The sequence below is a fragment of the Priestia sp. FSL P4-0332 genome (assembly GCF_038005845.1).
In the GTDB taxonomy this organism is placed as follows: domain Bacteria; phylum Bacillota; class Bacilli; order Bacillales; family Bacillaceae_H; genus Priestia.
This window is the reverse complement of record NZ_JBBOUA010000001.1, coordinates 5,082,415-5,095,669: the sequence shown is the minus strand read 5'-3', so window position 1 is coordinate 5,095,669 and position 13,255 is coordinate 5,082,415. Positions and strand designations below refer to the sequence as shown.

The following is a 13,255-nucleotide window of genomic DNA, read 5'->3' as shown; positions in this document are numbered from 1 at the left end:
AAACGTATTTTTACAATTATTTTATTTTAAATGGGATAAGTATTGGGTACGAAGTAGAAAGAGCATACTACTACTATTATTAAAAAACATGAAAGGAGAAAGATTATGGCTGAAATAACAAAAAAGCCTGCCGGCGAAGTGAAATTTATTCCTTTATTAATTTGTCTGGCAATCGGACTTGTTTTATGGTTTATTACACCTCCGTCCGGACTTGATGTGAAGGCTTGGCACTTATTCGCTATTTTTGTGGCTACTATCGTAGGGCTTATCATTAAACCATTGCCATTAGGCAGTGTAGCTATTTTATCTTTAACCATTATTGTATTAACTAATACATTAACACTTGAACAATCGCTCAGCGGTTTTCAAAATACGACGATTTGGTTAATCGTTATTGCATTCTTTATTTCTAGAGGTTTTATTAAGACTGGTCTAGGAACAAGGGTTGCCTATATCTTCGTTCGTTTGTTCGGTAAAAAGACGTTGGGATTATCGTATTCTCTTATCGTAAGTGACTTGCTTTTATCACCTGCAATGCCGTCTAATACAGCACGAGCTGGAGGAATTATTCTTCCAATCATTCGTTCTTTATCCGAAACATATGGATCGAGAACTGGAGACGGTACGGAGCGCAGAGTCGGTGCTTTCTTAACAAAAGTATCGTTTCAAGGAGATATGATCACATCCGCTATGTTTGTAACAGCAATGGCGGCCAATCCTCTTGCTGTTAAAATGACGGAACAAATTACAGGAAAGACTATTTCATGGGTTGGCTGGGCAGCGGCTGCAATTGTACCTGGAATTATTAGTTTAATTGTTATTCCGCTTGTTATTTATAAGCTGTATCCGCCAGAATTAAAAGAAACACCGGAAGCATCTGAAATTGCAGTAAAAAAATTAAATGAGATGGGTCCGCTAAAGAAAGAAGAATGGTACATGATTGGCGTATTTTTACTTCTTCTTGTGCTGTGGATTTTTGGAGCTAATTTAAATATTAATGCAACAACAACTGCTTTTATTGGTCTATGTACGCTGCTTTTAACGCAAGTACTAAGCTGGTCGGACATCAAAAAAGAACAGGGAGCATGGGATACATTAGTTTGGTTTGCTGTGTTGGTTATGATGGCAACCTTCTTAAATGATCTAGGCATGATTCCTTGGTTCAGTGATCTGATGAAAGGCACTGTTAGTCATATGTCTTGGATGACGGCGTTGATTGTACTAGCTGTTGCGTATTTTTATTCTCACTACTTTTTTGCGAGTAATACGGCTCACGTCAGCGCTATGTACGCAGCATTTTTATCTGTCATCGTGGCCGCTGGTGCGCCTCCGTTACTGTCAGCATTAATTTTAGCGTTCTTTAGCAATTTATTTGGCTGTTTAACTCACTACGGCAGTGGACCGGCACCGGTGTTCTTCGGTAGTGGATATGTAACGCAGCAAAAATGGTGGTCGCTCGGCTTTTTAATTTCAATTATTCATATTATCATTTGGATTGGAATTGGCGGCTTGTGGTGGAAACTGCTCGGTCTATGGTAAAAAAAACAGTGGCGCAGGCCACTGTTTTTTTTATGCTTCAGCCCAAACGGATACAGAGCCGCCATTTACAGGAAACTGTCCGTAGCCATCTTCTTCAATCACAACTTGATCTTCTCGGTTGTTTGTGAAGTCGATCCACGTTTGTCCACTTCGGTGTTCGCCGACGAACATTCTCTTTTCGCCATCTTCGCCGTTTGACATCACCACAGCGCATCCAGACTTCTCAAATTCCTCTACACCATGCCTTACCCATCCAATGGTATTCGGGTGATCAAAATAATCGTCTTGCTGACCGTATGCTTTGTCATAGCGTACATGCAAGAGAGCGGAAATATCTTTTTCTTTTCCCTCAATAGGGTGCTCTCCGCCTATCCCAAAATAGTCTCCGTAAAACACACAAGGATAGCCGTCTTCACGAAGTAAAATTAGAGCGTAAGCACTTTGTTTGAACCAATCTTCTACCCAAGATTCTAAAGATTCATTTGGCTGAGAGTCATGGTTATCTACAAATGTGACAACATTCAAAGGGTGAGTCTTGACTAATGTATCATCAAAAATTGTGGTTAAATCAAAATCTCTTCCTTGCTGAGAGGCTTCATGCAGTTTATAGTGCAGCGATACGTCAAACAAATCAATTTGATAATCAATCACGTCTAGGAATTCCTGACAGGCTGTTAACTCTGGATTCCAAAACTCTCCCACAAAATAAAATGGCTTTTCTTGAGAAGAGGACAATTCGTGGGCAAACTCTTTAATAAAATCGTGGTTAATATGTTTAATGGCGTCTAATCGATAACCGTCGCACTGCAGGGTGTCTGCTAACCATTTTCCCCATTTGATCATTTCTTCTCGAACTTCAGGGTGATCGTAATCAATATTCGCAAACATTAAATAATCGTAGTTGCCAAACTCTTGATCGACATTTTCGTTCCAGCTTTTGTTTTCCCCGGCAATACGAAAAACGCCTTCTTTTCCATTTTTATCATCGTAATCAGTGCCGTTAAAATGATTAAAGTTCCATTTGAAAGAAGAATATTGATCGCCGCGCCCTTCAAATGTAAACTTTGTCCACCCTTCAATTTCAAAAGGTTCAGAAATTTCTTCTGTTCGGTTCATGGGATCCACTTCAATGACGTGGAACGTTTCTTTTTCATCTGCTGCAGCTTTATGATTCATCACAATATCCACATAGACATTAATTCCGTGATTATGACAGGCATCAATCGCATCATGCAGCTCTTGCTTGGTTCCATACTTTGTACGAACGGTTCCTTTTTGATCAAATTCGCCAAGATCGTATAAGTCGTAAACGCCGTAGCCATTATCCTCTGATGAAACACCTTTTGTAACAGGGGGAATCCACACGGAATCAATTCCTTGTTCTTTTAGTTGAGGAGCGAGCTCTTTGAGGCGTTGCCAATGCTCGCCATCAGCTGGCACATGCCATTCGAAAAATTGCATAATTGTATGATTCCGTTCCAAGTTAAATCATCCTCCTTTTAAATAAAAAGATATAATCGCTCACGGATAGTTCTTTAGAATCAAATGAGGAATTGATTATATTTTTTCTTTTAACGTTCCTGTTATCCCTATTCTTTAAACCTTTTTCAACATATGAAGCTTAAGAAAATCTTAAAATTTTTTCTTCTTTTTTCTTAAAAAATGCAGTTTACAGTAAAACCCATAGACGAAATGACCCATGACATACTTTTGAAAGGAGAGTGAGAAATCAATGGACGAATATGCGATTCTAGTTGTAAACGAGGAGCGGTTTGAACGTTTTAAAAGTGGGGATACCTCGAGGTAAACCAAAGACTCTAGACTTGGTTTAGCTATTGCTAAGTCAATTATTGATTTGCACGGAGGAAAACTGAATATTGAAATTGACGGAGATTTATTTAAAGTAACGATTACTCTTTAATGTGAGTGAATATAAACAGCATATCTAGTAAAAAAAGAGAAGCAACCTCATTATGCTGGTTGCTTCTCTTTTTTTAGCGTTCGTAATTTTATTCCGCAACCGCAAAGTGTACTGTGCTTTAGTACTTTTATTTCTCTATCACACTGATTACATCTTATTTTTTGTCCAATCATTTCTTCATCCCTTCCTCTTTTTACAAGAATTTAAATAAGTATCCATAAAATATGGATACTTATTTAGTGATAAAATGTTAAACTAATTGATAATAAATGAAAATCTAAAATGAGAAAAATACCTTTATTTTCTCATTTGGAAAACTGATCTCTTTATTTTACTTGCTGCGGAACAGATAATCCTAAACCGTCTGCAACGCGTGTTCCATACTCTGGATCCGCTTTGTAGAAGTGCTGAATTTGACGCAGTTTAATCTCTTCTTTTTCTACAGGCTTCATAGCTTCAACGATGTTTGCAACTAGTCGTGTACGCTCGTCTTCGCTTAGAAGGCGGTATAAGTCACCTGCTTGCGTGTAATGGTCGTTATGATCATATGCAACACTATCGGCAACGCCTGAAACAGGGTATGCCGCTTGTTTGTTTTCATGAGATTCTGTCGGACCACCAAAGCTGTTTGGCTCGTAGTAAACAGAACGGCCGCCGTTATCGTCAAAGCGCATTTGACCATCACGCTGATAGTTATTTACTTCATTGCGCGGACGGTTAATCGGTAGCGCTTGGTGGTTAGCACCCACGCGGTAGCGATGTGCATCGCTGTATGCGAATAGTCGACCTTGCAGCATTTTATCAGGTGATACGTCAATTCCTGGTACAAGCGTTCCAGGTGAGAATGTAGCTTGCTCCACTTCGGCAAAATAATTTTCTGGATTGCGGTCCAAGACCATGCGACCTACTTCAATTAACGGGTAGTCTTTTTGTGACCAAACCTTTGTTACGTCAAACGGATCAAAGCGATACGTATCAGCGTCTTCTAATGGCATAATCTGAACGTACAGCTTCCATGAAGGGAAATCGCCTTTTTCAATGGCATTAAATAAATCTTCAGTATGATAATCTGGATTTTCACCAGCTAGCTTTGCAGCTACGTCTGGAGACAGATTTTTTACGCCTTGCTCTGTTTTAAAGTGATATTTTACCCAAACGCCATCTCCTTCGGCATTAACCCATTTAAATGTGTGGCTGCCAAATCCATGCATATGGCGTAAAGTTGCCGGGATACCGCGGTCAGACATTAAAATAGAAACTTGATGCAAAGATTCAGGAGATAAAGACCAGAAATCCCAAACGGCCGTCGGGTTTTTTAAATGTGTGCGTGGATCGCGTTTTTGTGTATGAATAAAGTCAGGAAATTTAATCGCATCTCGGATGAAAAATACAGGTGTATTATTTCCGACTAAGTCGTAGTTTCCTTCTTCTGTATAAAATTTAACAGCAAACCCGCGAGGGTCGCGAACGGTATCTGCTGAGCCATTTTCACCAGCTACTGTTGAAAAGCGAACAAATAGAGGCGTTCGTTTTCCTACTTCAGAAAGGAAAGCTGCTTTTGTATAGGCTGAAACATCATTTGTCACTTCAAAATAGCCGTGGGCACCGGCGCCTTTTGCGTGTACGACGCGTTCGGGAACACGCTCTCGGTTAAAATGGGCTAATTTCTCTAAAAGGTGAACATCTTGAATTAAAGTAGGTCCGCGTGAACCAGCGGTCATTGAATTTTGATTATCTCCAACCGGAGCTCCCCAACTAGTCGTTAGGTTATTCTTGTTTGTTGTCATCTTAGAACCACCTCTTATTTGAATTTTATTATGTTAGAAATAATAATAACATTTTTAAATAAAAAATCAATACTAAATTATAATTATTATAATTTAAAGTGTTGATTTTGAGATGTAGCCAATGGGGTATATAGCATGTGAAGTGTACGAACTATTTTAAAAATTTTCTGTATAGTATATTTAGTTTAATAATAAAAATGCCTGGTGTGCAATTATTTTGACCGGCTATTACCATATCAAAAACACGCTTGCTTATATAAGCAAGCGTGTTCGTTTTATATATTTTGTGTTAAGTTTGCTTTCGCTGCCAGCTCAGCCTGAGGCGTGCGCCAAAGCTGTGTCCATTTTTGAATCGCGGCTATCATAATAATGAGACCGAGTATAAGCATGATGATTGAAAGAGTCGCATTTAATATGCTGTAACCTGCCGCAGCTTCATTTAAATACACATTCTTAACCATCCAATAACCCGCGTAGTTAACCGTCACGTAAAGGTAGGCTAATGGAATAAGGCAAGTAAGCATATAGGAACGTTTATCTGCAATTCTAAGAATGACGGTTGCTCCAATAATTAAACCAATAGAGGCCATTAACTGATTCGATACGCCGAACAGCGCCCAAACGGAGCCAATATCTCCTGAGAACAATAAGTACCCCCACATAAAACAGGCTAGGGCGCTTGCAAAAATGGACCCGGGAAGCCAGTCTACTCGCTTCAAAGGCTTATAAAATTCACCGAAAAAGTCTTGAATTAAATAGCGGGAAACGCGTGTGCCAGCGTCGATAGCAGTTAAAATAAACACTGCTTCAAACATAATGACGAACTGGAAAAAATAAGAAGACAGGTGGCTGAACCAAGGAATTTCCGTGAAGATATACGTCATGCCTACAGCCAGTGTAACAGCGCCGCCTGTACGGCCTTCCAAGTTTAGACCAATCTCTTGGCTAAGCTGAGGAAGAGCTGTCACGTTCATACCGAGCGTTTTAAACACTTCAGGTGTAGAGTTGATTGCAAAGTAGTCTCCAGGATGTAAAGCTGTTGCGGCAATTAATGCCATAATTCCTACCAAGCATTCGACTAACATCGCCCCGAAGCCTACAACTTTAATGTCACTCCAGCGGTCAAGCATCTTAGGGGTTGTCCCTGAACCAACAAATGCATGGAAGCCGGAAATAGCACCGCAGGCGATCGTAATGGAAATGAACGGCCACACAGGTCCTGCTAAAATAGGGCCGCCTCCGTGAATAAATTCAGTAACTGCAGGAAATGGAATTGCTGGATTTACGAAAAACACGCCTACAATCAGCGCGATAAAGACACCAATTTTCATAAAGCTGCTTAAATAATCTCGAGGTGCTAAAAGCAGCCAAACGGGCAAGGCCGCTGCGAAAAATGCATAAACGGGAAGAATAATTGAAAGTGTTTTAATATCTAGCGTTAAAAAATCTCCTAAAGCTGTTCCTTGAATATAAGGACCGCTAAATACGGCGATTAAAATTAAAATGAAGCCGACGGTAGAAGCCGCTTTTAAATTACCGGTTTTTTTGTGGTAAATACCTACCCCCATTGCAATCGGAATCGTAATTCCAACAGCGAATGTACCCCAAGGATTTTTCTCAAGTGCGTGTAACACGACCATAGATAAACCGGCCATTGTGATGGTAATGATAAAAAGCATAGCTAAACCTGTACAAAAACCAGCGACGGGTCCTAGCTCTTTTTTAGCCACTTCTGAAAGCGACTGGCCTTTTTGGCGCATAGATGCAAATAACACAACTGCATCGTGAACGGCTCCTCCGATTACAGCTCCGATTAAAAGCCAGAGCAGTCCGGGCAAATAGCCAAACTGAGCTGCTAAGATAGGTCCAACAAGCGGACCAGCAGCTGCAATAGCTGCAAAGTGATGACCAAATGTTACCCATCGGTTGGTTGGCACATAATCTTTTCCATCTTCAAGCTCATGTGCTGGCGTTTTTTGCGCATCGTTTAGTTTCAAGACCTTAACAGCCATGAATGTTCCATAAAGCCGATACGCAATCATTAAAATACAGATAGATCCAATAACAATGGTAACCGCATTCATTACAAATCCCCCTATCCCTTAGTTGTCTGATGTTTGTACTACTACACAACGTTATGTAATTGTGTGTTCCCCTTACAACTTTCATTATAAAAGAAGAAAGCGCTTTTATCACCAGTTTTTCCCTTAATTATTTAAAAAATTAGAAAGTTCAAATTCCCTTTGAAAAACTATAAGACTTTTCGCATAATCTCTGCTATAATTTTTAAAAAAATTAGTACGCATTTAGGTGTTTTTAGTTAGGGAGATGAAAAGAGTGAACCATCGTCAAGAGTTACAAAATAGCAAGCGTATTGTAGTCAAAGTAGGGACATCTACGTTGACCTATGATAATGGAGATATTAACTTAGCACGCATTGAAAAACTAGCGCGTGTTTTATCTGATTTAATGAATGCAGGAAAAGAAGTTGTGCTTGTTACATCAGGTGCTGTTCAAGTAGGAGTAAAAAAACTAAAGTTAAAAGAAAAGCCAACTTCTATTCGAGACAAACAAGCAGCGGCCTCTGTCGGGCAATGTGAGCTTATGCATATCTATAGTAAATTCTTTGGTGAGTACAGCCACATCGTTGGTCAAGTACTGTTAACGAAAGATGTAATCGAAGATGAACATGTGCGCAATAACGTTGTGAACACGTTTGAAAAATTAATTGAAGACAAAGTAATTCCTATTGTGAATGAAAACGATACAGTTGCAATCGATGAGATTGAAAACATCGTACGTTTTGGAGATAACGATAATTTATCCGCCATTGTTTCAGTTTTGATTCACGCAGATTTACTTGTTATTTTATCTGATATTGACGGTTTCTTTGATTCAGATCCCACAAAAAACCTTAACTCTAAATTAATGAAAGTAATAGATGGCATCACACCGGAGCTTGAGAATTTTGCTGGAGATAGTGGAACTGACGTTGGAACAGGCGGAATGGTCACAAAGCTTACCGCTGCTAAAACAGCTACAAGTGCAGGCGTGAGCTTAATCCTAGCAAATGGTAAAGAACCAAGTATTTTGCGAGATATTATTGAAGGCCAAGAAATTGGAACGTTATTCTTAAAACAAGCTGAAGGAGTAATGAAATGAGTGAATTGCAGCTTAAAGGAAAGCAGGGAAAAGAAGCCTCTTATTTCTTAGGAAATGTAACGAGCGAACAAAAACAGCAGGCACTTTATAAAATGGCGGCTGCTTTATTGAGTCAGCAAGAAGCGATTTTAAAAGCAAATAAATTAGACGTAGAAAAAGCCGTTCAAAAAGGCACGTCAAAAGCTATGTTGGATCGCCTATCTTTAAATGAAGAGCGGATTCACGGAATGGCAGACGGCCTGCGCCAAGTAGCTGTGCTTTCCGATCCAGTAGGAGAAGTGCTGTCTATGGCGAAGCGACCAAATGGCTTACAAATTGGGCAGCAGCGTGTACCTATTGGTGTCATAGGAATTATTTATGAAGCGCGTCCAAACGTTACGTGTGATGCAGCAGGCTTATGCTTAAAAGCAGGAAATGCAGTTATTTTGCGCGGAGGCAGCGAGGCGTTTTATTCGAATCAAGCGATTGTTTCTGTATTATCTCAAGCTGCGGCAAGTGCAGGATTGCCTGAGCATAGCGTACAGCTTATTGAAGATACGTCGAGAGAAACAGCACTGGAGTTAATGAAATTAAATGAATATATCGATGTATTAATTCCTCGAGGCGGTGCTGGTTTAATTGAAGCGGTGGTAAAAAATGCAACGGTTCCCGTTATTGAGACAGGAACTGGGAACTGCCACATTTATGTTGATGAAGCATATGACGGTGACATGGCGGCCAATATTGTCATTAATGCAAAAACATCTCGTCCAGCGGTGTGTAACTCAGCCGAAAAGCTGATTATTCATGAACGAGCGGCTCATGAATTTTTGCCGATTATTGTTCAAGCGCTACGAGAGAAAGATGTAGAAGTACGCGGTGATGAACGTGCGCTAACAATCGTTCCAGATCTTGTTCCAGCAGGGGATGAGGATTGGAAGAAAGAATACTTGGATTTCATCATGGCGGTTAAAATCGTAGATGATATCGATGAAGCGATTTCCCATATTAATGTTCATAGTTCACATCACTCTGAAGCGATTGTAACAACAAATTATGCTCATGCTCAGCGTTTTTTACAGCGCGTTAATTCAGCCGCTGTTTATGTGAATGCTTCAACGAGGTTTACGGACGGAGAAGAGTTTGGTTTCGGGGCAGAAATCGGAATTAGTACACAAAAGCTTCATGCGCGTGGACCGATGGGATTAAAGGAATTAACAACGCTAAAATATATTATTTACGGAGATGGACAAATTCGATAAAAAAGAAGCCTGAGGCATATGCCCAGGCTTCTCTTATTTCCATATATGTTCAATTTCTTCAAGTGACTTTCCTTTTGTTTCCGGAACCCACTTCCATATAAACAAAAATGAAGCAATACACATAATCATAAAGAATAAAAATGTGAAAGATCCTCCAGCTTTGTTCCAAAGGATAGGGAAAAACTGAGATACAAACCAATTAGCTATCCACAAGAAAAACGTAGAAATAGACATTGCATAGCCTCTCGCGTGATTAGGAAAAATTTCCGAAATCACAACCCATACAACCGGTCCCATAGAAATATTAAAAAGAAATAAATAAAAAACAATAAGTAAACTAGTAGTCAACCCTTCAGTACCCTGAGAATGAAATCCAAAGGAAACGAGAAGCTGCGTAACGGCCATACCAGCTGTGCCAATAAGCAATAAAGCTTTGCGGCCAATCCGGTCGATAAGCCACATGGAACAAAGAACGCCTAAAAAGGCAGCTACACCAATCATAGACGTAACAAGGAGCGATAAATCTCCTCTAGCTCCAGCTGCTTCAAAAACTTGCGGGGCGTAATAAATAATGGCATTAATTCCGACAAGCTGTTGAAAGGCTGCAAGTAGAATACCAATAAGCAGCGCTTTTCGAAGACCAGCCTCTTTAAAAAGCGAAAGAGAAGCCGGTTGATTTTCTTTTAACGATTGCTCAATATGATACAGCTCTTGGCGTGCAATCTGTGTACCATTGATTTTAATTAAAATGTCCATAGCTTCTAAAGTGCGGTTTGCTTTTACCAGCCACCTCGGACTTTCAGGAACAGTAGAAAGGATAAGAAGAAACAAAAGAGCTGGAATGCCAGAAGCGCCGATAATGTAGCGCCATCCCGTGGAATTCTGCCAAGCGTCTTCCCCAATAGATAAAATGTAGTCATTTACAAAATAGACAGAAACAATCCCAACAGCAACAGCAAATTGATAAAGAGAGCCTAAGCGGCCGCGCATGTGCCGAGGGGCTATTTCAGAAATATAGGTAATCGAAAGAACAGAAGCCATACCAATGCCTAGTCCTCCAATAATTCGAGAAATAATCACAAAAGAGATGGAGGAAGATAGCGCTTGCATAATTGCGGACACGATAAATAAAGAAGCTGCTAAAAGTAAGATGCTTTTTCTACCGAATCGATCACTCAGTTTCCCTGAAGCAAGTACCCCAACGGCACCACCGAGCAGCAGACTAGATACAACAAAACCTACCATCGTTGGACTAAGATTAAAATGTACTTCCATCAACCCAATAGCTCCTGAAATGACGGCTGTGTCATAGCCGTAAAGTAACCCTCCAAAAGCAGCTGCACATGAAATGAAAATCACGAAAAATAGATTTCCTTTTTGCTCCTTATACTCGTCAGAAGTTACTTTTACTATCCCCATATAAATTCCTCCTTTGAATCACGGTCATTATTTTAATAAAAAAACGTTATACGTAAAACGTTTTCATAAAAGATGTTTTTATGTTAAACTAAAAATTGTAAATAATCAAACTATTTTTTAACTTTTATATGAATTATGTACGTTTTGTTATCAATCAATAGGGAAGAAAAAATAGGGGGGAAGAGAAATATGGCATTTATGCAATGTGATTTTTTTTCAGAAGTATTGCAAATAAGTACTTCAATGAACGTTTTGATACCGCAGCAAACAAAATGTCAAATTGGTTTAAAAACCAATACAAGAAGTGAGAAACACCCTACGCTCTATTTATTACACGGTCTTTCTGATGATCATACGATATGGATGAGAAGGACTTCGGTTGAACGCTACGCATCAGAATTAGGACTTGCAGTTGTAATGCCAAATGTAGATCGTAGCTTTTATAGAGATATGGCTTATGGAAAAAAGTATTGGACGTTTGTAACAGAAGAACTTCCTCAATTGGCTAGATCATTCTTTCCATTATCGGAAAAAAGAGAAGATAATTTTGTAGCTGGCCTTTCTATGGGAGGGTACGGCGCTTTAAAATGGGCGTTTCGCAAACCACATCAATTTTCTGCAGCTGCCAGTTTATCAGGAGTGATGGACGTTGAAGGGCTTGGAGGGCGAGGAGAAGTTCAGTTCTTAGATTATCCTTTGATTTTTGGCATGCCGCCTGTTATTAGACCTGAAGATGATCTTTTCTGGCTGCTTGAAAATCGCCGGCGCTATGGAGAAGTGACTCCGCGTATTTATCAATGCTGTGGAACGGAAGATTTTTTATATCAGGAAAATAAACGTTTTTCCGAGCGATGTAAGCAAGAGCCTATTTGTTTTACATATGAAGAAGGAAAAGGAAGTCACGACTGGGCATATTGGGATCAAAAAATTCAAGATGTGTTAAAGTGGCTGTTTAGTGAAAAGTAGGGAAGGTAGTTTTCGGTGGTTCCGGCTTCTAGTAGTATAATAAAGAAAAATGTTTACTTGGTCGATAGACTAAAAGAAAATAGGAGTCGGTACGAATGGGGAGAAAAAAAGTCACGATTACAGAAGTAGCAAAAGAAGCGGGAGTTTCATTAGCTACGGTATCAAGAATCTTCAATAATAAAGACGGTAAAATTAAAATCAGTGAAAAAACTAAACAAAAAGTACTAAAAGCAGCAGCTCATTTAGGGTATCAGACGAATCCATTTGCGGCAGCTCTGCGGGCCCAAAAAACAGGAATTATCGGGATATTAATTAGAGATTTAAAAGATCCGTTTCTAATTGAACTATTAAAAAAGGTACAGCAACAAGTCCAAAGTCGAGGGATGGATGTTCTTATTGGACACACGGATTACGAAGAAACAACGGCTGAGCGTCAATTAAATGTTATGATGAACCATTGGTTTGATGGGGTCATTTTATTAGACTATGTAGCTGCTCAGCATCCGTTTGTAGATATATTAAAACAATATCAAACGCCTTACGTTTCTCTTACAGGAGACGCCTCTTCTGCACTTTGGCCGATTGTACATGTAGATGATGCGGTGGGAATGCAATTAGCTGTTGCTCACTTAACGGACCTTGGTCATAAGAATATAGGGTTCGTTGGAAAAGCTGTAAGCGGAGTCGAACACCGTCTGTCTCTTTTTTATCAGTATGTACCGTCAGCAAACGCAAAGTTTGTGAAAGAAGATATGAATAACTCAGATGAACTATATCAGTTTATAAATAAGCTAGCTCATCATCCAGAGCCTCCAACTGCGCTTATTTGTGCTACGGATTACATTGCTCTGAAAGTGATACACTGTGCGTGGCAAAATGGGCTTCACGTTCCAGCAGATTTGTCTGTTATAGGGTTTGATGATATTACAGAAGCTAGTGAAGCGCATCCTCCACTAACAACTATCCGTCAACCGATGGAAAAAATGGCTGAAAAAGCAGTAAACCTCTTACTTCAGCAAATTCAGGATCAGCAAGAAATAGATCAGATGCAGTATAAAATGGCACCTGTATTAGTAGAGCGCGAGACCACAAAACGTATGAATTGATAAGGAATGTATATACTATTCCTGAAAGTGTGAGACAAAAAGTCCACACTTTTTTGCATTAACCATTGCGTCCACTTCCCTCTTTCTTATACACTGTATGCTGTAGGGGAAAAA

The 13,255-nt window shown here is 39.7% G+C and carries 9 protein-coding genes and 1 pseudogene; 6 read left to right on the top strand and 4 right to left on the bottom strand.

The window, feature by feature from the left end; translation table 11 throughout:
• The first annotated feature begins 105 nt into the window (after nt 1-105).
• Nucleotides 106-1,539 (top strand): anion permease, encoded by a 1,434-nt coding sequence (locus tag MKY06_RS26675; protein ID WP_029319476.1) that lies wholly within the window; start codon nt 106-108, stop codon nt 1,537-1,539.
• 30 nt (nt 1,540-1,569) lie between these two features.
• On the opposite strand, the gene MKY06_RS26670 is transcribed toward MKY06_RS26675, so the two are convergent.
• A complete protein-coding gene (locus MKY06_RS26670) occupies nt 1,570-3,021 on the bottom strand; it encodes an alpha-amylase (protein WP_013059891.1) in 1,452 nt (483 codons plus the stop codon).
• Nucleotides 3,022-3,304: 283 nt separating this feature from the next.
• On the opposite strand from MKY06_RS26670, the pseudogene MKY06_RS30740 reads away from it, so the two are divergent.
• Nucleotides 3,305-3,460, top strand: a pseudogene (locus MKY06_RS30740) (ATP-binding protein); the annotation flags it as partial.
• 326 nt (nt 3,461-3,786) lie between these two features.
• Here MKY06_RS30740 and katA read toward each other — a convergent pair.
• Both katA and cstA read right to left on the bottom strand, forming a co-directional pair.
• Nucleotides 3,787-5,247: a catalase KatA gene (gene katA / locus MKY06_RS26665; protein WP_029319474.1), complete on the bottom strand. Its 1,461-nt coding sequence runs from the start codon at nt 5,245-5,247 to the stop codon at nt 3,787-3,789.
• Between the two features lie 275 nt (nt 5,248-5,522).
• Nucleotides 5,523-7,331 (bottom strand): carbon starvation protein CstA, encoded by a 1,809-nt coding sequence (gene cstA / locus MKY06_RS26660; RefSeq protein ID WP_029319473.1) that lies wholly within the window; start codon nt 7,329-7,331, stop codon nt 5,523-5,525.
• A 244-nt stretch (nt 7,332-7,575) separates the two neighbouring features.
• Here cstA and proB point away from each other — a divergent pair, with 244 nt between their 5' ends.
• Both proB and MKY06_RS26650 read left to right on the top strand, forming a co-directional pair.
• Entirely contained in the window at nt 7,576-8,409 is an 834-nt protein-coding gene (gene proB / locus MKY06_RS26655; protein ID WP_035438596.1) for a glutamate 5-kinase, read from the top strand.
• A complete protein-coding gene (locus MKY06_RS26650; protein ID WP_098277610.1) occupies nt 8,406-9,650 on the top strand; it encodes a glutamate-5-semialdehyde dehydrogenase in 1,245 nt (414 codons plus the stop codon). The genes proB and MKY06_RS26650 overlap by 4 nt, the downstream gene beginning before the upstream one ends.
• A 33-nt stretch (nt 9,651-9,683) precedes the next feature.
• On the opposite strand, the gene MKY06_RS26645 is transcribed toward MKY06_RS26650, so the two are convergent.
• A complete protein-coding gene (locus tag MKY06_RS26645; protein WP_063670744.1) occupies nt 9,684-11,069 on the bottom strand; it encodes a sugar porter family MFS transporter in 1,386 nt (461 codons plus the stop codon).
• A gap of 189 nt (nt 11,070-11,258) precedes the next feature.
• Between MKY06_RS26645 and MKY06_RS26640 the strand changes: the two genes are divergently transcribed.
• Both MKY06_RS26640 and MKY06_RS26635 read left to right on the top strand, forming a co-directional pair.
• Nucleotides 11,259-12,035 carry an alpha/beta hydrolase gene (locus MKY06_RS26640; protein WP_029319467.1) on the top strand — a complete coding sequence of 259 codons (777 nt, stop codon included), beginning with the start codon at nt 11,259-11,261 and terminating at the stop codon, nt 12,033-12,035.
• A gap of 95 nt (nt 12,036-12,130) precedes the next feature.
• Nucleotides 12,131-13,141, top strand: coding sequence for a LacI family DNA-binding transcriptional regulator (locus MKY06_RS26635; RefSeq protein WP_063670742.1), 1,011 nt, complete (start codon nt 12,131-12,133; stop codon nt 13,139-13,141).
• Nucleotides 13,142-13,255 lie beyond the last annotated feature (114 nt).

What these genes read in the sequence shown, in the direction of transcription:
- MKY06_RS26645 (WP_063670744.1), bottom strand. Translation starts at nt 11,069, where the DNA reads ATGGGGATAGTAAAAGTAACTTCTGACGAGTATAAGGAGCAAAAAGGA.
- MKY06_RS26675 (WP_029319476.1), top strand. Translation starts at nt 106, where the DNA reads ATGGCTGAAATAACAAAAAAGCCTGCCGGCGAAGTGAAATTTATTCCT.
- proB (WP_035438596.1), top strand. Translation starts at nt 7,576, where the DNA reads ATGAAAAGAGTGAACCATCGTCAAGAGTTACAAAATAGCAAGCGTATT.
- cstA (WP_029319473.1), bottom strand. Translation starts at nt 7,331, where the DNA reads ATGAATGCGGTTACCATTGTTATTGGATCTATCTGTATTTTAATGATT.
- MKY06_RS26635 (WP_063670742.1), top strand. Translation starts at nt 12,131, where the DNA reads ATGGGGAGAAAAAAAGTCACGATTACAGAAGTAGCAAAAGAAGCGGGA.
- katA (WP_029319474.1), bottom strand. Translation starts at nt 5,247, where the DNA reads ATGACAACAAACAAGAATAACCTAACGACTAGTTGGGGAGCTCCGGTT.
- MKY06_RS26650 (WP_098277610.1), top strand. Translation starts at nt 8,406, where the DNA reads ATGAGTGAATTGCAGCTTAAAGGAAAGCAGGGAAAAGAAGCCTCTTAT.
- MKY06_RS26640 (WP_029319467.1), top strand. Translation starts at nt 11,259, where the DNA reads ATGGCATTTATGCAATGTGATTTTTTTTCAGAAGTATTGCAAATAAGT.